Source organism: Nioella ostreopsis, from assembly GCF_004000255.1.
GTDB classification, from domain to species: domain Bacteria; phylum Pseudomonadota; class Alphaproteobacteria; order Rhodobacterales; family Rhodobacteraceae; genus Nioella; species Nioella ostreopsis.
This window is the reverse complement of sequence record NZ_RCIQ01000001.1, coordinates 167,690-186,709: the sequence shown is the minus strand read 5'-3', so window position 1 is coordinate 186,709 and position 19,020 is coordinate 167,690. Positions and strand designations below refer to the sequence as shown.

The 19,020-nt window shown below is 65.2% G+C and carries 21 protein-coding genes; 9 read left to right on the top strand and 12 right to left on the bottom strand.

Translation table 11 applies throughout. From position 1 onward, the window contains the following. Window positions 1–3: 3 nt before the first annotated feature. The 6 genes from nqrF to EP237_RS00965 are packed head-to-tail and all read right to left on the bottom strand — an operon-like array spanning window position 4 to window position 5,235. Window positions 4–1,218 (bottom strand): NADH:ubiquinone reductase (Na(+)-transporting) subunit F, encoded by a 1,215-nt coding sequence (gene nqrF, locus EP237_RS00990; RefSeq protein ID WP_127557186.1) that lies wholly within the window; start codon window positions 1,216–1,218, stop codon window positions 4–6. Beyond that, window positions 1,215–1,817: an NADH:ubiquinone reductase (Na(+)-transporting) subunit E gene (nqrE, locus tag EP237_RS00985; protein WP_127557184.1), complete on the bottom strand. Its 603-nt coding sequence runs from the start codon at window positions 1,815–1,817 to the stop codon at window positions 1,215–1,217. Before nqrE ends, nqrF begins: the two co-directional genes overlap by 4 nt. Continuing rightward, entirely contained in the window at window positions 1,814–2,467 is a 654-nt protein-coding gene (locus tag EP237_RS00980; protein WP_127557182.1) for an NADH:ubiquinone reductase (Na(+)-transporting) subunit D, read from the bottom strand. The genes nqrE and EP237_RS00980 overlap by 4 nt, the downstream gene beginning before the upstream one ends. Then, window positions 2,467–3,237, bottom strand: coding sequence for an FMN-binding protein (locus tag EP237_RS00975; RefSeq protein WP_127557180.1), 771 nt, complete (start codon window positions 3,235–3,237; stop codon window positions 2,467–2,469). The genes EP237_RS00980 and EP237_RS00975 overlap by 1 nt, the downstream gene beginning before the upstream one ends. Beyond that, window positions 3,230–4,015 (bottom strand): RnfABCDGE type electron transport complex subunit D, encoded by a 786-nt coding sequence (locus EP237_RS00970; RefSeq protein WP_127557178.1) that lies wholly within the window; start codon window positions 4,013–4,015, stop codon window positions 3,230–3,232. Before EP237_RS00970 ends, EP237_RS00975 begins: the two co-directional genes overlap by 8 nt. Next, entirely contained in the window at window positions 4,012–5,235 is a 1,224-nt protein-coding gene (locus EP237_RS00965; RefSeq protein WP_164744579.1) for a hypothetical protein, read from the bottom strand. The genes EP237_RS00970 and EP237_RS00965 overlap by 4 nt, the downstream gene beginning before the upstream one ends. Window positions 5,236–5,383: 148 nt before the next feature. Here EP237_RS00965 and EP237_RS00960 point away from each other — a divergent pair, with 148 nt between their 5' ends. Beyond that, window positions 5,384–6,457, top strand: coding sequence for a cytochrome c3 family protein (locus EP237_RS00960; RefSeq protein ID WP_164744578.1), 1,074 nt, complete (start codon window positions 5,384–5,386; stop codon window positions 6,455–6,457). A gap of 21 nt (window positions 6,458–6,478) precedes the next feature. Here EP237_RS00960 and EP237_RS00955 read toward each other — a convergent pair whose 3' ends face one another. Beyond that, a complete protein-coding gene (locus EP237_RS00955) occupies window positions 6,479–7,132 on the bottom strand; it encodes a LuxR C-terminal-related transcriptional regulator (protein ID WP_127557172.1) in 654 nt (217 codons plus the stop codon). A gap of 38 nt (window positions 7,133–7,170) precedes the next feature. On the opposite strand from EP237_RS00955, the gene EP237_RS00950 reads away from it, so the two are divergent. The 5 genes from EP237_RS00950 to EP237_RS00935 all read left to right on the top strand — a co-directional run bounded on the left by EP237_RS00950 (window position 7,171) and on the right by EP237_RS00935 (window position 10,689). Then, a complete protein-coding gene (locus EP237_RS00950) occupies window positions 7,171–9,174 on the top strand; it encodes a sensor histidine kinase (protein ID WP_127557170.1) in 2,004 nt (667 codons plus the stop codon). Next, window positions 9,174–9,497 (top strand): EF-hand domain-containing protein, encoded by a 324-nt coding sequence (locus EP237_RS00945; protein ID WP_164744577.1) that lies wholly within the window; start codon window positions 9,174–9,176, stop codon window positions 9,495–9,497. The genes EP237_RS00950 and EP237_RS00945 overlap by 1 nt, the downstream gene beginning before the upstream one ends. A gap of 93 nt (window positions 9,498–9,590) precedes the next feature. Next, on the top strand, window positions 9,591–9,734 hold the full coding sequence (locus EP237_RS22985; RefSeq protein WP_164744576.1) for a hypothetical protein: 144 nt from the start codon (window positions 9,591–9,593) through the stop codon (window positions 9,732–9,734). A gap of 94 nt (window positions 9,735–9,828) precedes the next feature. Continuing rightward, complete coding sequence (locus tag EP237_RS00940) at window positions 9,829–10,161, top strand: hypothetical protein (RefSeq protein WP_127557168.1); 333 nt, start codon at window positions 9,829–9,831, stop codon at window positions 10,159–10,161. A 162-nt stretch (window positions 10,162–10,323) separates the two neighbouring features. Then, window positions 10,324–10,689, top strand: coding sequence for a hypothetical protein (locus EP237_RS00935; RefSeq protein WP_127557166.1), 366 nt, complete (start codon window positions 10,324–10,326; stop codon window positions 10,687–10,689). 7 nt (window positions 10,690–10,696) lie between these two features. On the opposite strand, the gene EP237_RS00930 is transcribed toward EP237_RS00935, so the two are convergent. Both EP237_RS00930 and EP237_RS00925 read right to left on the bottom strand, forming a co-directional pair. Next, window positions 10,697–11,716 (bottom strand): aromatic ring-hydroxylating dioxygenase subunit alpha, encoded by a 1,020-nt coding sequence (locus EP237_RS00930; RefSeq protein ID WP_127557164.1) that lies wholly within the window; start codon window positions 11,714–11,716, stop codon window positions 10,697–10,699. A 93-nt stretch (window positions 11,717–11,809) separates the two neighbouring features. Next, window positions 11,810–12,772 (bottom strand): LysR substrate-binding domain-containing protein, encoded by a 963-nt coding sequence (locus EP237_RS00925; RefSeq protein ID WP_240661419.1) that lies wholly within the window; start codon window positions 12,770–12,772, stop codon window positions 11,810–11,812. Window positions 12,773–12,868: 96 nt separating this feature from the next. Here EP237_RS00925 and EP237_RS00920 point away from each other — a divergent pair, with 96 nt between their 5' ends. The 3 genes from EP237_RS00920 to EP237_RS00910 all read left to right on the top strand — a co-directional run bounded on the left by EP237_RS00920 (window position 12,869) and on the right by EP237_RS00910 (window position 15,364). Further along, on the top strand, window positions 12,869–13,954 hold the full coding sequence (locus EP237_RS00920) for a hypothetical protein (protein WP_127557162.1): 1,086 nt from the start codon (window positions 12,869–12,871) through the stop codon (window positions 13,952–13,954). A gap of 160 nt (window positions 13,955–14,114) precedes the next feature. After that, on the top strand, window positions 14,115–15,053 hold the full coding sequence (locus EP237_RS00915) for a fatty acid desaturase family protein (protein WP_127557160.1): 939 nt from the start codon (window positions 14,115–14,117) through the stop codon (window positions 15,051–15,053). Then, window positions 15,050–15,364: a non-heme iron oxygenase ferredoxin subunit gene (locus EP237_RS00910; RefSeq protein WP_127557158.1), complete on the top strand. Its 315-nt coding sequence runs from the start codon at window positions 15,050–15,052 to the stop codon at window positions 15,362–15,364. Before EP237_RS00915 ends, EP237_RS00910 begins: the two co-directional genes overlap by 4 nt. Here EP237_RS00910 and EP237_RS00905 read toward each other — a convergent pair. Genes EP237_RS00905 through EP237_RS00895 form a run of 3 tightly spaced genes read right to left on the bottom strand, consistent with a single transcriptional unit; the run spans window position 15,354 to window position 19,017 of the window. Continuing rightward, window positions 15,354–15,851 (bottom strand): sarcosine oxidase subunit gamma family protein, encoded by a 498-nt coding sequence (locus tag EP237_RS00905; protein ID WP_127557156.1) that lies wholly within the window; start codon window positions 15,849–15,851, stop codon window positions 15,354–15,356. The two genes, EP237_RS00910 and EP237_RS00905, sit on opposite strands and share 11 nt — an antisense overlap. Before the next feature lie 3 nt (window positions 15,852–15,854). Continuing rightward, window positions 15,855–18,773: a sarcosine oxidase subunit alpha family protein gene (locus EP237_RS00900; protein ID WP_127557154.1), complete on the bottom strand. Its 2,919-nt coding sequence runs from the start codon at window positions 18,771–18,773 to the stop codon at window positions 15,855–15,857. Further along, entirely contained in the window at window positions 18,760–19,017 is a 258-nt protein-coding gene (locus EP237_RS00895; RefSeq protein ID WP_127557151.1) for a sarcosine oxidase subunit delta, read from the bottom strand. Before EP237_RS00895 ends, EP237_RS00900 begins: the two co-directional genes overlap by 14 nt. Window positions 19,018–19,020: the final 3 nt, after the last annotated feature.

The following is a 19,020-nucleotide window of genomic DNA, read 5'->3' as shown; positions in this document are numbered from 1 at the left end:
GGGTCAGCTCGCGAAATCGTCGAAGAAGATGGAATCCGGCTCGACCCCGAGGTCGTCCAGCATGGTGATCACGGCCCGCATCATCAGGGGCGGACCGCAGAGGTAGTAGTCGCAGGCATCGGGCGCGGAATGCGTGCCCAGATAGGCGCGCAGGGCGACGTCGTGGATAAAGCCGGTCTCGCCAGTCCAGCCGTCCTGCGTTTGCGGATCGGACAGGGCGACGGTCCAGCTGAAATTCGGATGCGCGGCGGCAAGGGCCTTGAACTCGTCGTCATAGAACAGGTCCGACCGGCTGCGCGCACCGTAGAAATAGGAGATCCGCCGGGACGCGCCAGGGCCTGCCAGTTGCTCATGGGCAATCGCGCGCAAAGGGGCCATGCCGACCCCGCCACCGATCAGCACGATCTCCCGGTCGGACGGACGAACGCGGAACGTACCATAGGGACCGGCCAGCGCCACGCGGTCCCCCGGTTTCAGGCCGAACAGGTAGGAGGACACGATACCGGGCGGAACACCGGGCTTGCCCGCAGGCGGCAGCGCGAGGCGGATGTTGAACACCACCTTGCCCGCATCCTCGGGCCGGTTTGCGATGGAATAGGCGCGAGACACCGGCTCTGGGCTGTGGGAGCTCAGGCTGCGCAGCCCGCGACTGTCCCAGATCCCGGCAAATGCACCTGCGTCGACATCGGTGAAATCGAGCGCATAGGCAGGGGCGGTCAATTGGCCGTATTCCCCGGCGATGAAGTCGAACTCCGCCCCGTCGGGAAGGGCGACCACCAGTTCCTTGATCAGCGGGGCAAGCGACTGGTTGGAAATGACCTCGCACTCGTAGCGCTCTGCCGACAGGATATCCTCGGGCACCTGCACCGACATCGCACCGCGCAGGACGGTCTGGCACGCGAGCCTTTCGCCCCGATCGGTCGCGGGTTTGCCAAGGGTTCCGGTTTCGGTCGCAAGCGGCGGGCCTGCATTCTCCACCACCACCCGGCAGAGCCCGCAGGTGCCCGCCCCGGCGCAACCTGACGGCATTGGGATGCCCCCGGCCTTCAGCGCATCGAGCAGTTTCTCCCCAGTCCGTGCCTCAACCTCTCGCCGCCCATTCACGGTCAGGCGAACGGGTCGCGACGGCACCAATACCGCCCGCGCGGCCATGACACCAAGCGCCAGCGCCATGATCAGCGCAACCATCAGTCCGGTGGCAAGCAGGATCTGGGTCATGGCGCGGCCATCGTGGCAAAGGCGGTGAACGCCATGGACATGAGGCCCGTGACAATGAAGGTCATACCAAGCCCGCGCAGACCGGCGGGCATATCTGCATAGGCCAGCCGCTCGCGGATCGCGGCAAGCGCAACGATAGCCAGCGCCCAACCCAACCCGCTGCCGAAGCCGAAGACGATGGACTCCCCAAACCCGTATGACCGCTCTGCCATGAACAGGCTGCCCCCCAGGATGGCGCAGTTGACCGTGATCAGCGGCAGGTAGATGCCAAGCGCCGCGTAGAGCGCCGGGGCGAAGCGGTCGAGCACCATTTCCAGCACCTGCACCATGGCCGCGATAACGCCGATAAAGGCGATGAGCCTCAGGAAAGTCAGGTCCACATCCCCTGCCCCGATCCAGTCCCATGCCCCGGGGGCCAGCAGCCAATTCAGGATCAGCTGATTGACCGGCACGGTGATCGTCAGGATCACGATGATCGCGGCCCCCAGGCCAAGCGCCGTTTCCACCCGTTTCGACACCGCCAGAAAGGTGCAGACCCCAAGAAAGAAGCTGAGGATCAGGTTGTCGGCAAAGACCGCTCGCAGGAAAAGGTCGGTCATGACAGCGCCTCCTCCCGGTCCACATGGGTCGTTGCGGGCTCCACCTGCTCCACCCGCCAACTGCGCAGCGCCCAGACCAGCAGCCCGAGCAGCATGAAGGCCGACGGGGCCAGCAGCATGAAGCCGAAGGGCTGATACCAGCCGCCCTCAGCCACGGTCGGGAAGATGGTCGCGCCGAACAACGTGCCGAAGCCCAGAAGCTCCCGCAGGAAGGCGATGACCATCAGGATCGCGGAATAGCCCGCTCCGTTTCCAAGCGCGTCCAGGATGCTGGGACCGACCGGGTGCGACATGGCAAAGGCCTCGGCCCGGCCAAGCACGATGCAATTCGTGACAATGAGCGACACGAAGATCGAGAGCCGCTGGCTGATCGCATAAGCATAGGCCTGAAGGATCAGGTCCGCGACGATGACCATGGCCGCGATGATGGTGATTTGCAGGATCAGCCGGATCTGCGCCGGGATATGACGGCGGATCAGCGACACGACAGCGCTGGAGGCCACCAGAACGGCGGTCAGGGCCAAGCTCATGGTCAGGGCGGTGGTCATCGAGGTGGTGACGGCCAGAGCCGAGCAGATGCCGAGGATCTGCACCGTCACCGGGTTGTCGCGCAGGAGCGGGTCAAAGAGGGGTTTCAGCGCGGCTCTCATCACAGATCCCCGCTGCGCAGGGCATCGAGAACCGGGCCAAAGCCGAGCGGACCGACCCAGAAACGGATCATGTTCTGCACCCCGTTGGAACTGCGGGTCGCGCCGGTGATCGCATCGACCTCATAACTCGTCGTACCGCCGCCGCGCACCACGGCAACGCGAATCTCACCGGCCTCATCCATCAGTTGCGTGCCCGGCCATTGCGCCAGCCATCCCGGCGTCTGGATCGTGGCGCCGAGCCCCGGTGTTTCGCCCTGTTCGGTGATCGTCAGGCCAATCACGGTATTCAGATCTGGGCCAAGCGCCAGATAGCCCCGGATCGTCGATTGATAGCCCTGCCCGTAGACCGGCAGGATCACGAGGGCCAGATCCCGCCCGTCGCGGGCCATGAAGATCTGTTGCAGGTCAGGCCGCGTCCCGATGCCCGCGATGTCTTCGTCCGGGGTCAGTTCCGTCACCTGTGCGGGATCGACTGCGTCCGCCAGCGTCAGGTCGCGCAGATCCACGGTCAGCACCTCCAGGCTGTCGATGCCGCTGCCCGGCAGCACCTCGGCCAGTCCCGGCGTCTCGGCGATCAACGCCTCCAGCCGGGCGCGGCGTTCGGCCTCTCGGTTCGCATCGAGTCTTGGCCCGAGAAGCACCGCCGCGCTGGACACGGCAAGCGCGGCCGCGAAGGACACCAGAAACGCCATGGTCAGGGTCTTGCCCCGACTGTCATTCGGGGCCGCCAGCAGCCGCTGCCACAGGGATATCGGGTTCAGATCAGGCATGTCGCCGCCCCCTTGCATGGCGCTTCACCGCGAGCGCCGCATAGTCGATTGTCGGCGCAAAAACCTGCGCCAGAAGCACCGCGAAGACCGTGGCGCGTTCCGCCCCCGCCAGCCCGTCCGAACCGGCCAGAAGCGCGATCAACGCGCCGCCGAGCAGGCCGTAGACCAGCCGTGCGACTGGCGTTGTCGGCGCAGTCACCGGGTCGGCCAGCAGCAGCAACCCGAAGCCCGCGCCCCCGGCCAGCAGAGCGGTCTCCAACGGCGCACCGATCAGGGCCATTGCACCAAGCACGCCCGCGACCCCGCCGAGCAGCGCTGGCAATGGCAGGATACCAAGCGCCAGAAGCACAGCCCCCGAGGCGGCCACAGCCAGCAACATCGTGGTTTCCGCCTCCGGCGCGGCACCGCCCGGCCATGTCAGGAACACCATCGCCAGCGCCACCGGGGCGGCCCCCACCACGTTGCGACCCCAGCCACCGAAGATCAGGTCTGCCAGCACGATGCCAAAGCTCGCCCCAAGCGCCAATTGCATGGGCGAGAGGCCCGCCGGGGCCAGCACCGCCATCGACACCGCCAGAACCGCGCCTGTGGGCGACCAGGGCACCCCGTTCAGCCTGCGGAACAAAAGCTGCCACAGCGACGCGACAGCCAGCACCGCACCCATGCGCAGCATGCCCTCCACCCCCTGCTCGACCACCACGATGGCGGCGGGTGGCAGAAGGGCGGCGATGACGGCCCACCCGATCATGTCCCGTGACCAGAGCCCGCGCGCGGTCATGCTGCCTCCAACCGGTCAAGAACGGCCCGCAGCCGAACGCCAAAATCCTCGCCCCCTCCGGTCAGATAGCTGGCAAGCGCCATGTCATCTTCCAGCAATCCCAGAACCCCCATCCGCTCGGCCTGTTCGACCTCTCCGACGCTGAGCGCCCGCAACAGGGCAACCGCCGGGAAATCCGGGCCGAGAGAGCGGGAGATCGCCGCATTCGGGATCAGCGCCGCGCGTTGAAGGGCCGACCCCTTGCGGCCATGCGGTGCAGGGGCTTCGCGCGGGGTCAGGCTGATCTGCACATGTCTGCGACGCAGGAACCGCCCCTCCTGCCCCGACAACAGCGGGCCGGACAGAACGCGGTATGCGGTGCCGCGCGTCTCGCTGCCTGCCAGCGCCTCGATATCCGCCCCGATGGGAAGGCGCAGCAGCCGGGGGTCCGCCGCCGCAGGCCCGGAGAGGGACACGACCCGGTCGGCAGGCAAGGCACCATCGCGCAGCACGTGGCCGAGCGCCAAAACATCCGCATAGCCCATCTGCCAGACAGGATGCGACGCGGTGGCCGGGCACAATCGTTCCACATGCACCCCGGGCATCCCCGCGGGATGCGCACCAGAAAAGACCGCGACGCGCACACGCTCACCAATGCGGGCCAGTTCCGCGCCCGGGGCCTGACAGACGAAGACCGGCCCCCCGCCAAGGCGGCTCAGCGCCTGAATGCCGGTGTTGAAGTTTCCTGCCTCGGCCCGGATCAAAGGTGCGGGATCGGCGGCACCGGGCTCGGTGGCCATCGCGGTCACAACAATGGCTGCGGGTGTTTCATCGGGCGGCGGCACCCGTCCGAAAGGCCGACGCAACAATGCGGCCCACAGGCCAGTGCTCAGCATCAGACGACGCAGTCCTTCGGTGCTGTCCGCCGTGGCGGGGTCGAATCGCCTCGCCTCTCCTGTGCCGCGCCGGATCACCATCCGCGCCACCTGCCTGCGCGCGCCGATCACGATGTCCTCCACCGTGCCGCTGACCGGGCTGGTTACCACCCTCTCGGGCATGGCATGATCGTGCAGCATGGGTTGACCGGCAGACACACGATCCCCCTCCGCGACCACAGCGCGCAGCTTCATCCCCGGATAATCCGCACCGATCAGCCCGACATAATCTGGCAGCTTGACCGGCCCGACCTCCTGCCGGGGCGCACCCTGATCGGGCAGTCTGACACCTTTGATACGGGGCAATTCGGGATTCTCCGGTGAAATGACGCGGGCTCTCATCTGCCCACCATAGCGCTTAACGCCCTGCCCCGGATTGATGGAGGTCAAAGCCAGGACCGATGCGATCTGGCATATCTGGACCCAAGCTGTTCCCGCCCTGAAGGAGACTGTCATGAAGACCGCCCGCGCCACCCTGTTGGCCCTGCTGACTGCCATTGCACCCTCTGCCATTCTCGCGCAGGAAAACAGCACGGCTGCCGCTGTGCAGGCCTGGGTGCAATCGGCCCATGGCGATGCCGCCGCCGAGGCCTTTGCGCATTGGAACGGCGAAGACGAGGTGCCCGCCGCCTGCGCGGTCTGCCATTCCGGGGCGGGCTTTCGCGATTTTCATGGGCTGGACGGCACGGCCGTCGGCACGGTTGACCAGACCATCGCGCCGGGAGGCGTCGTGGATTGCGACACCTGCCATACGGACGGCGTATCGGCGATTTCCGAGATCACCTTCCCCTCTGGCGTCACCATGACCGCGCTGCCCAATGCGGGCACCTGCCTGACCTGCCACCAGGGCCGGTCCTCGGGTCCGACGCTGCAAGGGCAGTTGGAGGGGATGGACCCCGACACGCCGAATGACGAGCTCCGCTTCGTGAACCCGCATTATGCGGCGGCGGGGGCCACGACATTTGGATCGGAAGTTGCGGGACTTTATCAGTATATGGGCCGGACCTATGACGGGGCCTTCAGCCATACCGGGCCGATCACCACCTGTTCCTCCTGTCACGACCCCCATTCTCTGGAGGTTGTCACCGACGGCTGCCTGACCTGCCACGAAAACGCCGATCCCGAAACGATCCGCATCTCGCGCATCGACTATGACGGCGATGGCGACATCACCGAGGGCATCGCCGCCGAGGTCGAAGGGCTGCGCCTGATCCTGGCCACGGAAATCGCCGCCTATGCGGACACGGTCGCGGGGGCACCGATCCTTTATGAACTGCATACATACCCGTATTTCTTCAACGACACGAACGGGAACGGCGAAGCCGACGAGGGCGAGGCGATCTTTCCCAACCAGTATGTCAGCTGGACGCCGCGCCTGCTGGCCGCTGCCTACAACTTCCAGTTCGTGACGCGCGATCCGGGTGGGTATGCCCACAACCCGAACTACACGCTGCAGGCAATCCATGACAGCATCATGGACCTCGCCGAAGCCGCAGGCCGCCCGGCCCCCGCGATCAACCGGCCCTAACGCTGCACAGGCCCGGCGGCGCTACAACCCGCCCGCCGGGTCGATCAACCCTTCGCGCAGCGCATAGGCGATCAGCTGCGCGACGGAATGCACGTCGAGCTTCTGCATCAGGCTGGTGCGGTGGCGATCCACGGTCTTGGCGCTGATCCCGAGCGTTTCGGCAATCTCCTTGTTCGACTGGCCCGCGACGATCAGGTTCAGCGTCTGCCTCTCGCGCGCGGTCAGGTCGGGCGCGTCCGGTGCATCTTCCAGCATGGCCACAAGGCTCGCCGCGATGTGACGCCGGCCGCGCAGGATGTTGGGCAACTGGCGGTAAAGCTCGGTATTGTCCTCACCCTTGGAAAACAGCCCGTCCACGCCACTTGAAACCAGCTCGCTGATCTTGCCCACGGACATGACGCCGGTCAGGATCACGATCTTGGTTTCGGGCGACCAGCGGCGCGCCTCCAGCAGCACTTCCAGCCCGCCCGCATGGGGCATCTGCACGTCGAGCAACAGCAACTGCGGCCGGTGCTGGCGCACGGCGGATATGGCCTGCAACCCGTCCCCCGCCTCCGCCACCACGGCGATGCCGTCGGTTTCCACCATGCCGGGGGTTTCCAGCGCCGTGCGCAACCCCGCCCGGACAATGGCATGATCATCGGCAATAACCGCGTGAAATCTTGGCTCGGGCAAATTAAGCTCCCCCCATTATCTTTCGAAAAGGCAATCTCTTGCAGGCGATCCTATCATTCCTTCTGGTCTGTGCGACCCTGCTTTTCGCAAGCCTTCCCGCAGCCTCGCAGAGCCCGCCGGTGATGGAGGTCGACCCGGCCTATTCCTCGCCCGATATCGCGCCCGCCATGCGTTTTGCCCGCGATGTGGGCCAGCCGATTGCCGACATCGTCACCGCCTATATGGACGGCGCCCTGAGCGGTGATTTCGACGCGGTGATCGCGCCTGCCACCCCCTATCAGCCGATCTGGGCGCTGACCGAACTCTTGAACGTCGCCCCCGATGAGGGCCGCCCGCCCGATGCCTGGATTCTGGCGTCGGATACCCATGGCCTTGTGGCGCTCGATGTGTTCCTTGTGCGCGATGGCGGCCTGACCGAGCAGTTGCTGGCCCATGACATCCGCGAACCCTTCGACCCCGCCGATTTCAGCGCCACAAGGCTGAGCAGCGCGCCGGTGGAACTGACTGCCGGGGAACGGGCGCTGCTGATGGTGCGCATGACCTATGGCGCGACCGATCTGGTGGATCTGAGCCTTGAGACCCCCGCCGATCATCAGGCCCGCACCTTTACCGATGGCCTGACGCTGGCCGGGTTCTACGCCTTCCTGGGCTCCTGCATCCTGTTCTTCGCGGTCTTCAGCGCCACCATGCGCAGCGATGTGGGCGGCGCATACGCCGGGCTTCTGGCCCTGGGGCTGCTCTTCATCGCCTATATCGACATTCTGCTGTTCCGCTTCCTCTATCCCGCCCATCCGACGTGGCACCTGCCGGTTGGCTTGTCCCTGCTCTATGCGCTCTGCGCGGCAGGCTTTGCGACTGCCGCCCTGTCGCTGACGCGCTTTGCCCGGAAGCCGAAGCTGAAACAGGCCATGCGCGGCCTCGCCGTGGTCTCGATCATCGGCATTGCCCTTGTCTTCGTTCTACCGCCAGAGATCATGGCCCCCGCCTCTTACATCCTGCTGGTGCTGATGCTTGGGAGTCACCTGTTGGCGGGATTCCAGTGGGACATGGTCTCCGGCGCGCGCAGGCCGGTGTTTCGCATTGTGGTGCTGGTGGCTTTCGTCGGGCTTGGCCTGCTGATCCTGCTGGCGCTGGCGCGACTTGGCTCGGTCGAGATCCCGATGAATTGGGCGATAAAGGCGATCTACGCGATCATCGCGTTCGGCACCATGTCGGGGCTTTCGGTCGGGCTGATCGACATGCGGCGGGAACATGCGGCGGCGCTGGAACGGGAGATGGTGGCCCTTCAGAAAGAGGCGGAAACCACACGCGAGTTGCTGGAGGCCGAACGCAATTACACCCGCGCCCGCGATCTGGCCGACCGGCGGCGGCAGCAGCTTGCCACCATGTCCCATGACATTCGCCAGCCGCTCGCCTCTCTGCGGATGACGATGGAAACCATGACCCGCGATCAGTCGCCCGAGATCCGGGAACGGCTGTCGGAGGCCTTCGACTACATGCAGGATCTGGCCCTCGGTCATCTGGAGGATACCCGCCCCGAGGAGGACCTGCCGGGTGATCCCGCCCCGTCAGAGCCTGAGGACACACCAGAGCCGTATGCCCTGTCACTGATCCTGAACACGGTCGCGCAGATGTTCCGGGAGGAGGCCGTGTCCAAGGGGCTGCGCCTGCGGATCGTGCCGTCCTCCCTGACCACCACCGTTCCGCCGCTGATCCTGATGCGGATCGTGTCGAACCTCGTGTCGAACGCGGTAAAATACACCACCGAGGGGACAGTTCTGGCCGGGGTACGCCGCAGGCCGAACGGGGCCATCATCGAGATTCTCGATACCGGTGTTGGCATGACGGCAGAGGAGCTGGAAAGCTTCCAGCAGGCCTGGTCCTCGGGCAAGGACAGCAGCGGCCACGGGCTTGGCCTGTCGATCTGCCACGAACTTGCCGCGCAGCACGGGCTGACACTGGCCGTCACCTCTACCCCCGGAAGGGGCACCGTTTTTTCGTTGCGAATTCCTGCAGACCGCGTGGTAAAAGGAGCCTCATGATGCGCTTGCCGGTTCTGTTCTTGGTACTTTCACTTCCCCTCGCGGCCAATGCCCAGACCGAGGTGGATGGCGTCGGCCCCGTGACCGAAGGCGAGGTTGATGCCTTTGTCGTGGCGGACGTGGACCGCGACGGGATGCTCAGCTTTCCCGAGTTCCGCGAATTCGTGCGCCAGATGGCCCGCACCGGCCAGCCCACGGCCCGGCTGATCCGCAATTTCGCTGCCTATCGCATCGCCTTTCGGCGTGTTGATCAGGATGAGGACGGCTTTGCCAGCCCCGCCGAGCTACGCAATGCCGACGATGATTTCCGCGAGAACGGCTAGACCCGTCTGATTGAGGTATTCGCCCCATGCCCCGGCGGGCATGGGCGCCATATCCCTGATCCCAGCTTCATCATGAAACAGGGACAGAACCTCATGAACCGCGCATCCTCTCTTACCACGCTCACCGCCGCCCTCGCCATTGCCGTGCTGCTGCCCGTCACCGCCGCCGTGACGCTGGCCGTCAGCATGCCCGCCTCTGCGCTGACCTTCGAGAACAGCGACGCGCGGTCCAAATAGGCCACCGGGCAATTGGGGGATTGCCCTCATCCAAGGTGACCGGTGCCTCGGATATCTTCATCCCAGACACCGCCCCAACCCAAAAGGCCCACCCATGACCAAATTCATTCTTGCCGCCCTGCTGGCGCTTTCTGCCGCCCCCGTCCTTGCCCAATCCGCAACCGGACCGAACACCTACGTCGCCAATCCCGGCATCCCGATTGCCGATACCGGGCCGCGCTATTGCCCGGAACTGGCGCATACCGAACATCCGTTCCGCATTCGATGCCCCTCCTGGCCCGACTACAGCAATGTTGCCATAGGCGCCCCCATCGAGATCAGCGTCGGACAAGGCATCGTCGGCGATAACCGTGGCGCTCTTGTGGAAGAGGGCACCGGTGTCGGCAGCTCTTACAGCATTCTCGAAGAGGAGGACGATCACGACTGACTCACCCCCCCCGCGCGCATTCGCGTCATGCAGCCCCGTCAGCCCTGCGCTGGCGGGGTTTCCCTTGGGGACCAAAGCCCCGTTTGGGGGATCGACCCTATCCGCAGCCATCCCCCCACACCTTAGGCTGGTCACATCCCCTAGCCTAGAAAGGCCCTGCAAATGCCCTGTCCTGACCGCCGCCAGTTGCTGCTCGCGCCTTTCCTGTTGTGGGTGGTCCCCGCCGAGGCCGAGCTCTTCTCAACCCATCCCGCAACGCGAACCATCGCGGCACAGGCCGGCATCACCGGGGGAACCTATCTGGGGCATTGGACCGACGGACAGGAGCTGCGCCAGATCCTGCGTGTGATCGGCCCGGACATGATCACCTTGCAAAGGCAGGGATACTCCTCGCCCCCGGTGCCCTACCACCGGATTGCGCAGGACCGGTTTCAAAGCGGCAATGGCAACAGTCTGACGGTTATCAGCGCCACGCGCCTGCGCTGGACCAATGCCAACGGCACTAGCGTGCTCTACGATCTGGAATGACCGGCCATCAGGTTTCCGCCTTGATCGCTCGGTCCAGCATCAGCCGAAACGCCTTGGCCCCGGCATCGAGCCCGAGGTCGATATGGGGAGTCACCGGGTTCTTCATGCCCTTGTGAACCTCTTCCAGAACCTCCTTGTCCTCCAGGAAGGCCATCCGTGCACCGTCATTCATGTATTCAGAGATCGCCTGATCCTCCGCATGATCATTGCGGTGCTGGAACCAGAAATAGCGGGTCCGGTCCTCGTCAATCGGGGTCATGAAGTTATACGAGATGTTGACGAAAGTGTCCTCCACCTGCGGCTTGTCATAGCCCCCCGTACCGACAGGCGTATAGATCGACTTGTTCACCCCGATGGCGGGCATGCACATCTCGTAATGCTGGAGCCGGTCGCAATCGCCCTCGAAGCGGACAAGCTTGGCGTAATAAGGCGACGGCGGCTTGCCCTCGATCCAGCGGGACACGACGACGCCGTTGTCGTGCCGGTCGATATTGAGCGGTTCGTGATCGGTGCCCGCCCCTGCAAAGGAGCTGACATGCACCCAAGCCACATGGCTGGGATCGAGCAGGTTGTCGCATACCCACAGGTAATGGCAATCGATATCCATCACCCCGCCATCGGTCTTGCCCCAGGCAGGGTCATCGAAATTGGGAATCGGAAAGATGGTGTCGGGATCGGCCAGCTCTGGGTCGCCCATCCAGATCCACAGGAAGCGGTAGCGGTCCACAACCGGGTAGGATTTCACCACCGCCCGGCGCGGGGTCATGCCGCGCTGCGTCGGGCTGTCGGTGCAGGTGCCGGTGCAGTCGAAGGTCAGCCCGTGATAGCCGCATTCCACCGTGTCCCCGATCAGGTTGCCTTTGGACAGGGGCAGTTTGCGATGCGGGCAGGCGTTTTCCAGCGCCACGGGGCTGCCGTCTTCCTTGCGGTAGAACACGATACGCTCGCCCAGAAAGGTCTCCGCCTTCAGCTCGCGGCCTACATCCTTGCTCCAGGCGGCAACATACCAGCAGTTTCTCAGATACATGGGTGGCGTCCTTTCTTGGGATGGCTCCGGCCCATCCTGCCGTAAGGCGCAGCGTTGCGCCATGGGGCAGAGGTAATGCCCCCATTAGGCAGGCTAATTCATTGGCAAAACAGCGTCCGGCAGGTCAGGTTCCGAGGCGACCTCGGACCTGATCCACGACAGGAAGCTTTGCACCTTCGCGCTGTCCATGCGGTCATGGCGCAGGACCAGCCAATAGGAGAGAGGCGATTGCGCAATCTCGGGGAATGGCCGAACCAGCCGTCCATCCAGAAGCGCGTCGATCACCAGCGGCTTGCGCCCGAGCGCCACACCGATCCCCTGAATCGCCGCCTGCACCACAAGGTTCGATTGCCCGAAGCGTCGGGACTTGGCCGGTTTCGGCAGGGTCAGGCCACAATTCCGCGCCCAGAAGTCCCACGTGGGGGCAGCATTGCCGAAGCTTTCGTTTTCGTCATGCAGCAGGGTGTGGTGGGCCAGATCCTGCAATCGGTGCAGGCCGGGCGGGCCATCGACCAATGCGGGGGCGCAGACGGGAGTCAGGCATTCATGCATCAAGTGATCCACGTGGAAACCGGGGTAATCACCAAGCCCGTACCGAATGCCGATATCGGCATCGGCGGCGGAAAACGGGTGCTGGCCGGTATCGGTGGCGATGGACACCGCCAGATGCGGATGACTGGTGTCGAAATTGAGCAGGCGGGGAAACAGCCATGTAAAGGCAAACCCCGGCAAACAACTGATGACAATGGTGTTTTCCGATCGCGTCCGGTCCCGCAACTGCGCACAGACATCCGAGATTCGCCCCAGCCCGTCCGAGATCGCGCGGGCCAGTTGATCGCCTTCGCGCGTCGGTTCCGATTTGCGGGCGCCACGGATCAGCAGTTCATGCCCCAGCCACTCCTCCAGGGTCTTCACATGCTGGCTGACGGCGCTCTGGCTGACACCCAATTCCTGTGCGGCGGCAGAGAAGCCGGACAGGCGCACCACCGCCTCGAAGGCGCGCAGGGCAGAGAAGGGAAGGTTGATGATCATATAAGTCAGTCTAATGGCACCCATTACGGGAATCAAATAGCTGAATGCAACCAATGTGAATTAGAGTGACTTCACGATCCGTCAACATTTTTGGTGTAGATCAGGAAAGGAGCCCACCAGATGCCGATCCCGTCCCCGGAAAAAGGTGCGCTCAACCTGCTGCGCAATTGCGCCCATGCGGCGGCGGGTGACAGGCTGCTCATTGCCTACGAGCCGCCGGAATATGGCTATTTCGATGCAGACGCCGTCAGCATCGTTTCCCGTGCCGCCGAACGCCTCGGGCTTCGGGTCGATGCGGTCGACGTGGGGTTCAACCCCGACAATCCGCACCTGCCGCAGGACTTGCTGGCCCGGTTCGAGGCGGCGGATATCATCGTCTTCCTCGCGCGGCTTGGCGATCAACTGCGGTTTTCCGACATGCCGCAGGGCAAGACAATCATCGTCAGCTTCGCGCTCTCGCGGGATCTGTTCGGGTCGGGCTTTGCCAATGGCCATCACGAGGCGTTTCTGGATCTGAAAGCCGTCGTTAACGAGACGCTGGACCGGGCGGAACATGTGCGGATCACCTGCCCCCTGGGGACCGAGATCACCGGGCGGCCCGAGATGAACCTGACGCCCGAGGGCGACACGACGATCCTGCGCTTTCCCATGTCGGTCTTCACGCCGGTCCCGGCGCACAGCTTTTCCGGTCGCGCCGCGATGAGCTTTCTGACCGGCACCGGATCGAAATACTACGACGACTATTCGCCCGAATTCAGCGCACCGGTTTTTGCCCTGATGGAGAACGGACGCCTGACCGGATTCGAGGGCGAACCGACGGATGTCGCCCGTGCCAATGCGCAATATGACCGGGTGTCGTCGATGTTCGGGATCGACCGCGATTTCGTGCATTCCTGGCATGCGGGCATCCATCCCGGTTGCGGCTACCCCTGGGACATGCGGCAGAACTACGAACGGTGGGGGGGCGCGGCCTTTGGCAACCCCCGCATCCTGCATTTCCACACCTGCGGCACCTATGCGCCCGGTGAAATCAGCTGGAACATCTTCGATCCCACAATCGAGGTCGATGGCGTGGTGCTGTGGGACAATGGCGTCTTTCGTGCCGACCGCCTGCCCGGCGGGCCTGCGATTCTTGCCCGCTATCCGGGCGTGGCAGCCCTGTTTGACAGGCCCGACCGCGATATCGGCCTCCGGGCCGTTGGATGAAGGGCTTGATCTTGGCGTCAGGCGCTCCATAATCCATTGTTAATGGGACCGGTATGAGACGGCCCCATGGTGCGGAGCACTCCCGTCTCCGGCGCCGGTCCTACCCGAGATGGCGCCCCTTGCGGCCCCCGGCACCGGCAAAACTCATGGACATCCCAAAATGACACACGGCATCGTCACGCCCCTGACCCAGGCGCTTGCAGAGGGCAAGCTGACCCGGGACGAGCTCAAATCCTTCATGCAACGCTCGGACGGCCCGGCCCTGCGCCGGCTGACGCTTTGGGTGCTGGTGCTGGCCGGCACCACCACGCTGATCGCGCTGACCTGGAACAGCTGGCTGATCTGGCCCGCGATGTTCCTGCAGGGCATCGTTCTGGTGCATCACTTCTCGCTGCAACATGAATGCGTGCATTACACCGTGTTCCGGACGCGGAAGCTGAACGATATCGTGGGCCAGATCTGCGGGCTGATCATCCTGCTGCCGCACCGCTTCTTCCGGTACGAGCATTGCGACCACCACACCCATACGCAGCTGACCGGGCAGGACCCCGAGCAGATCCCGATGCCGAAGACCTACGGCGAATACCTCTTGTATCTCTCGGCCATCCCCTATTGGCGTGCCAAGTTCACCGAGGTGCTCCGCCACGCCAGCGGGCGGCTTTCCGACGTCGAAAAGCGCTTCATCCCGAAGGAGGAACATGCCGCCGTCTACCGGGACGCACGGATGATGCTGGGGATTTACGCGGTGATCTTCGTGGCCATGGCACTTACCGGCTGGTGGGGGCTGATCTGGTACTGGATCATCCCGCTGTTCCTGGGCGAACCCGTCATGCGCTTCATCCGGATGACCGAGCATGTGGGCCGCCCGACCGTGGCGCAGATGAGCGACAATACCCGCACCAACCTTGTTTCGGCCCCCTGGCGATTCCTGTGCTGGAACATGAACTACCACGCGGAACATCACTACGTGGCCTCCGTGCCCTATCACGCCCTGCCGCGCCTGCACGAGAAGCTGCGCGACCATATCCATGTGGAGCCGCGCGGCTATTTCGGGGCGCATCTCGACATCCTGCGCCAGATCCGCGAGGCGCGGGGATGAGCGGCAAGGACTGGCGCGACGTGATCGCGGTGGCGGACCTGGAGAAGAACTGGGTCACGCGGGTGGAGGTCGGACGGCGGCTGATTGCCGTCTATGACAGCCCGAGCGGGGTTTATGCCTCGCTTGCGCTTTGCAATCATGGCGGGGCGGATCTGTGCGACGGGTATTTCGACGGCCATGTCATCGAATGCCCGCTGCATCAGGGCGCTTTCGACGTGCGCGACGGGCGGCCCGTGGCAGCCCCGGCGACCCGGCCCATGCGGGTGCTGGAGGCACGGGTCGAGGACGGCATGGTGCAGGTCAGGATGTGACGCGAGTGAGATAGTCCTGCACCATCGGGCCGAAGCTTTGCTCGACGGCCAGATCGAAGCCGCCCGCGCAGCGGGTGACGAACGCCCGAAGGCCGAAGGCTTCGGTGAAACTGGCGCCGTCCGGGCTGAAGCGGCTGGCGTGCAGGTCCAACGGGCAGGCCACGGCCATGACTTCCGCCGCGTCCGGCCCGGTGATACGGAACCACGCCAGCGTGTCCGAGACGCGGACGAGGGAGATTTCCGGCGGCGCCTCTGCCGGGCGGAGGGCGGCGTCGAGCGCATCTTCTCGGGTCAGATCGGCGCGCAGGAGCCAGTGGTCGGGGCCGATGAACATGAGCGTCGCGCCCCCGGCCTCGGTCTTCGTGTTGGGCTGGTCGGGGAAGGGCGGCAGCGCGTCGCCCGCCCAGGCCAGAAGCGCGGCGCACGGGCCCTTGAGATCATAAAGCGCCTGCGTCTCCAGCCGGTCGAAAGTCACGTCATAGGGCATCGCTCAGGACCTCAGCTTTTCGCCGTCGGGGTCGTAATGGCAGGGCGCCGTCACCCGCACCGGGATGACCTCGCCGCCCTTCAGCCGCACATGGGCGGTTTCGCCGTGGCGGGCGTGGCCGTCTTCCAGCAGGGCGAGGCCAACCCACTTCTCATGCACCACGCTCCAGACGCAGGCGGTGACAAACCCTTCGGTCCTTTCCTTGCGTCCGCCGGGGGTCAGCGGCGCCCCTTCGGGGATCTGGCGGTCGGGCTCGGGGATCACGCCCACCAGTTCGCGGCGCGGCGCGGCCCCCTCGCGCCGGATCTGGACCGCGCGTTTGCCGAGGTAATCGGGCTTCTTCTTCGACATCGCCCAACCCATGCCCAGATCATACGCGTCAACCGTGCCGTCCACCTCGTGCCCAAGCGACAGGAAGCCCTTTTCGACGCGCAGAACGTGGCTGGCTTCCGATCCCACGGGCAGGATGCCGAAGGGCTGGCCCGCCTCCATCACCTTCGCCCACAGGTCGCGCATATGGCGGGGCGCGACATTGACCTCGAAGGAAAGCTCGCCGGTGAAGCTCACGCGCACCACGCGGGCGGGCAGGCCCGCCACGGTGCCGTCACGATAGCTCATGAAGGGAAAGGACTCGGGTGAAAGGTCGATATCGGTACCGAGCGCCGCCATGACCTCCCGCGCCTTCGGCCCGCAGATGGTGGCGTTGTTCCACTGGCTGGTGACGGTGGTGATGAAGACGTTCCAGCCGGGGAAACGGGTTTGCAGCATCTCCTCCATATAGCCGTTGATCGCGTCGGCGTGGCCGGTGGAGGTGGAGATGATCCAGCGATGCTCATCGAGCCGGAAGCACACGCCGTCATCCATGATCAGCCCGTCATCGGACAGCATCAGCCCGTAGCGTCCGTGCCCCGGTTTCAGCGAGGACATGACGTTGCTGTAGAGGTAGTCGAGGAAGCGGCCCACGTCGCGGCCCTTCAGCTCGAACGTGCCAAGGGGGGAGCCGTCATAGACGCCCACGCCGAAGCGCACCGCGCGGCATTCGCGGTTGGTGGCCTCCTGCAGGCCCTCGCCCGCGCGCGGGAAGTAACCCGGTCTGCGCCAGCGCGCCCCCGCCTCGTACATGAAGGCGCCCTGGGCGAGGTTCCAGTCTGTGATCGGCGTGTGCCGGTAGGGCAGGGCGACGGTTTCTTCGCGAAGGCCGCCGATGGCCCCGAAGGAGACGGGCGTATAGGGCGCGCGGAAGGTGGTGGTGCCGACCTGCTCCATCGCCAGCCCCTGCGCCAGCGCCACGGTGCCGATGATGTTGATATTGCCGGTCTTTCCCTGATCGAAGCCCATGCCGCCGGTGGTGTAGCGCTTGACATGCTCAACATTGGAGTAGCCCTCGCGCAGGGCGAGGTGGATGTCGTCCACGGTGACATCGTTCTGCAGGTCGAGGAAGGCCCTGCCCTTCGTGGTTTCCACCCGCCAGAGCGGCTCTATGTCATAGAGCAGGTCGGGGGCGTCGGGGATCTCGGGGCTTTGCGCGCCGGTGATCTGCGCGGCGGCCTCGGCGCCGGAGCGCAGCGCGTCTTGCAGGGTGAGCGCGCCATTGGCCGCGCCTGCGGCGCTGACGGCTTGCGCGGGCGTGTCGGGCAGGAACGTCGCAAGCGGTTCGTCATAGCGCAGCGTGCTGCGGGACTGCGACCAGAGATGCACCGTGGGGTTCCAGCCGCCCGACATGGCCAGCAGATCGCAGGAGATAATCCGTGCCGAGCCGCCGGTTTTCGCGGCGACGGCCACGCCGCGCAACTGCCGCGCGCCCTGCGCCTCGGTCACGAGTTTGCCTGCCATGATCTCGATGCCGGGGACCATCGCGCGGGCGTCGTCCGGCACGCTATCTCGGCTGTCCACGATAGCCCGGACCTCGACCCCCGCCGCCGCCAGATTCGCGGCAACCGCATAGGCGGAGGTGTTGTTGGTGAAGATCACCGCGCGCTTGCCGGGGGTGACGCCGTAGCGGTTGACGTATGTCTGCACGGCAGAGGCGAGCATCACGCCGGGCCGGTCGTTGTTGCCGAAGACGAGGCCCCGTTCGATCGCCCCCGTCGCGGTGATCACATGGCCCGCGCGCATGCGCCATGTGCGTTCCAGAAGGCTGGGGTTCGCCGGGGCGCGTTCCGTCACCATCAGGTAATTATGCTCGCGGTAGCCCCAGACGGTCGCGTTCTGCAGATGGGTGACATTGGGCAGGGCGGCCAGTTCCGCGACCGCCTGCGCGACCCAGTTCATCGCATCCGCGCCGCCGATGGTCAGCCTGCGCGACAGAAGCGACCCGCCCGCCTCGCACCCCTCATCCGCGATCATCACCCGCAAACCGGCGCGCGCGGCGGTCAGCGCGGCCATAAGCCCCGCCGGACCTGCGCCCGCGATCAGCACGTCGCAATGGCCATAGCGGGTCTCATAGTGGCCCGTCGCGGGCGGTTCCGAGGGGGCTGCCGCCAGCCCCGCCGCCTTGCGGATCGGACGTTCATAGAGGTGCCAGTTCGGCCATTTGAACGTCTTGTAATAAAACCCCGCCGGGATGAAGCGGCTGGCCAGCTGGTTCACAGCGCCCACGTCAAACTCCAGCGAGGGCCAGCAGTTCACCGCTTTCGCCGCCAACCCCTCGGTCAGCGGCACGGTCGTGGCGGGGCGGTTGCCGGAGGCGTCCGCGCCCATCAGTTCCACGAGCGTTGCGGGCTCCTCCACCCCTGCGCCGACGATGCCGCGCGGGCGGTGATATTTGAAACTGCGCGCCGTCAGCCGCACGCCGTTGGCCAGCAGGGCCGAGGCCAGCGTGTCGCCCTGAAACCCGGTATAGGGCTTGCCGTTGAAGGTGAAATTCAGGGGCCGCGACCGGTCGATCCGGCCGCCCGTTGCCAGCCGGTTACCTGCCGTCATCCGGGGCCTCCACGATCTCATGCGTGCGGGTGTCGCGCCAGATGCTCAGCCAGGTTCCGCAGCCGCGCACGTGCCACCATTGTTCCTGAACGGGACCGAGCGGGTTGGGCACCTGCGTCAGCCACGCGGTCCAGTCTTCGTCGCTGACCGTCAACGGATCGGGGCGCGGCGGCTTCACCGGCCCGCCGAAGGAAAACTCGCTTTCATTGCGCGGCCCGCAGAAGGGGCAAGGGATCTGCATCATCGC

Coding starts and splice junctions, on each gene's coding strand:
- nqrF (WP_127557186.1), bottom strand. CDS start 1,218: ATGACCCAGATCCTGCTTGCCACCGGACTGATGGTTGCGCTGATCATG.
- nqrE (WP_127557184.1), bottom strand. CDS start 1,817: ATGACCGACCTTTTCCTGCGAGCGGTCTTTGCCGACAACCTGATCCTC.
- EP237_RS00980 (WP_127557182.1), bottom strand. CDS start 2,467: ATGAGAGCCGCGCTGAAACCCCTCTTTGACCCGCTCCTGCGCGACAAC.
- EP237_RS00975 (WP_127557180.1), bottom strand. CDS start 3,237: ATGCCTGATCTGAACCCGATATCCCTGTGGCAGCGGCTGCTGGCGGCC.
- EP237_RS00970 (WP_127557178.1), bottom strand. CDS start 4,015: ATGACCGCGCGCGGGCTCTGGTCACGGGACATGATCGGGTGGGCCGTC.
- EP237_RS00960 (WP_164744578.1), top strand. CDS start 5,384: ATGAAGACCGCCCGCGCCACCCTGTTGGCCCTGCTGACTGCCATTGCA.
- EP237_RS00945 (WP_164744577.1), top strand. CDS start 9,174: ATGCGCTTGCCGGTTCTGTTCTTGGTACTTTCACTTCCCCTCGCGGCC.
- EP237_RS22985 (WP_164744576.1), top strand. CDS start 9,591: ATGAACCGCGCATCCTCTCTTACCACGCTCACCGCCGCCCTCGCCATT.
- EP237_RS00940 (WP_127557168.1), top strand. CDS start 9,829: ATGACCAAATTCATTCTTGCCGCCCTGCTGGCGCTTTCTGCCGCCCCC.
- EP237_RS00935 (WP_127557166.1), top strand. CDS start 10,324: ATGCCCTGTCCTGACCGCCGCCAGTTGCTGCTCGCGCCTTTCCTGTTG.
- EP237_RS00930 (WP_127557164.1), bottom strand. CDS start 11,716: ATGTATCTGAGAAACTGCTGGTATGTTGCCGCCTGGAGCAAGGATGTA.
- EP237_RS00925 (WP_240661419.1), bottom strand. CDS start 12,772: ATGGGTGCCATTAGACTGACTTATATGATCATCAACCTTCCCTTCTCT.
- EP237_RS00920 (WP_127557162.1), top strand. CDS start 12,869: ATGCCGATCCCGTCCCCGGAAAAAGGTGCGCTCAACCTGCTGCGCAAT.
- EP237_RS00915 (WP_127557160.1), top strand. CDS start 14,115: ATGACACACGGCATCGTCACGCCCCTGACCCAGGCGCTTGCAGAGGGC.
- EP237_RS00910 (WP_127557158.1), top strand. CDS start 15,050: ATGAGCGGCAAGGACTGGCGCGACGTGATCGCGGTGGCGGACCTGGAG.
- EP237_RS00905 (WP_127557156.1), bottom strand. CDS start 15,851: ATGCCCTATGACGTGACTTTCGACCGGCTGGAGACGCAGGCGCTTTAT.
- EP237_RS00900 (WP_127557154.1), bottom strand. CDS start 18,773: ATGACGGCAGGTAACCGGCTGGCAACGGGCGGCCGGATCGACCGGTCG.
- EP237_RS00895 (WP_127557151.1), bottom strand. CDS start 19,017: ATGATGCAGATCCCTTGCCCCTTCTGCGGGCCGCGCAATGAAAGCGAG.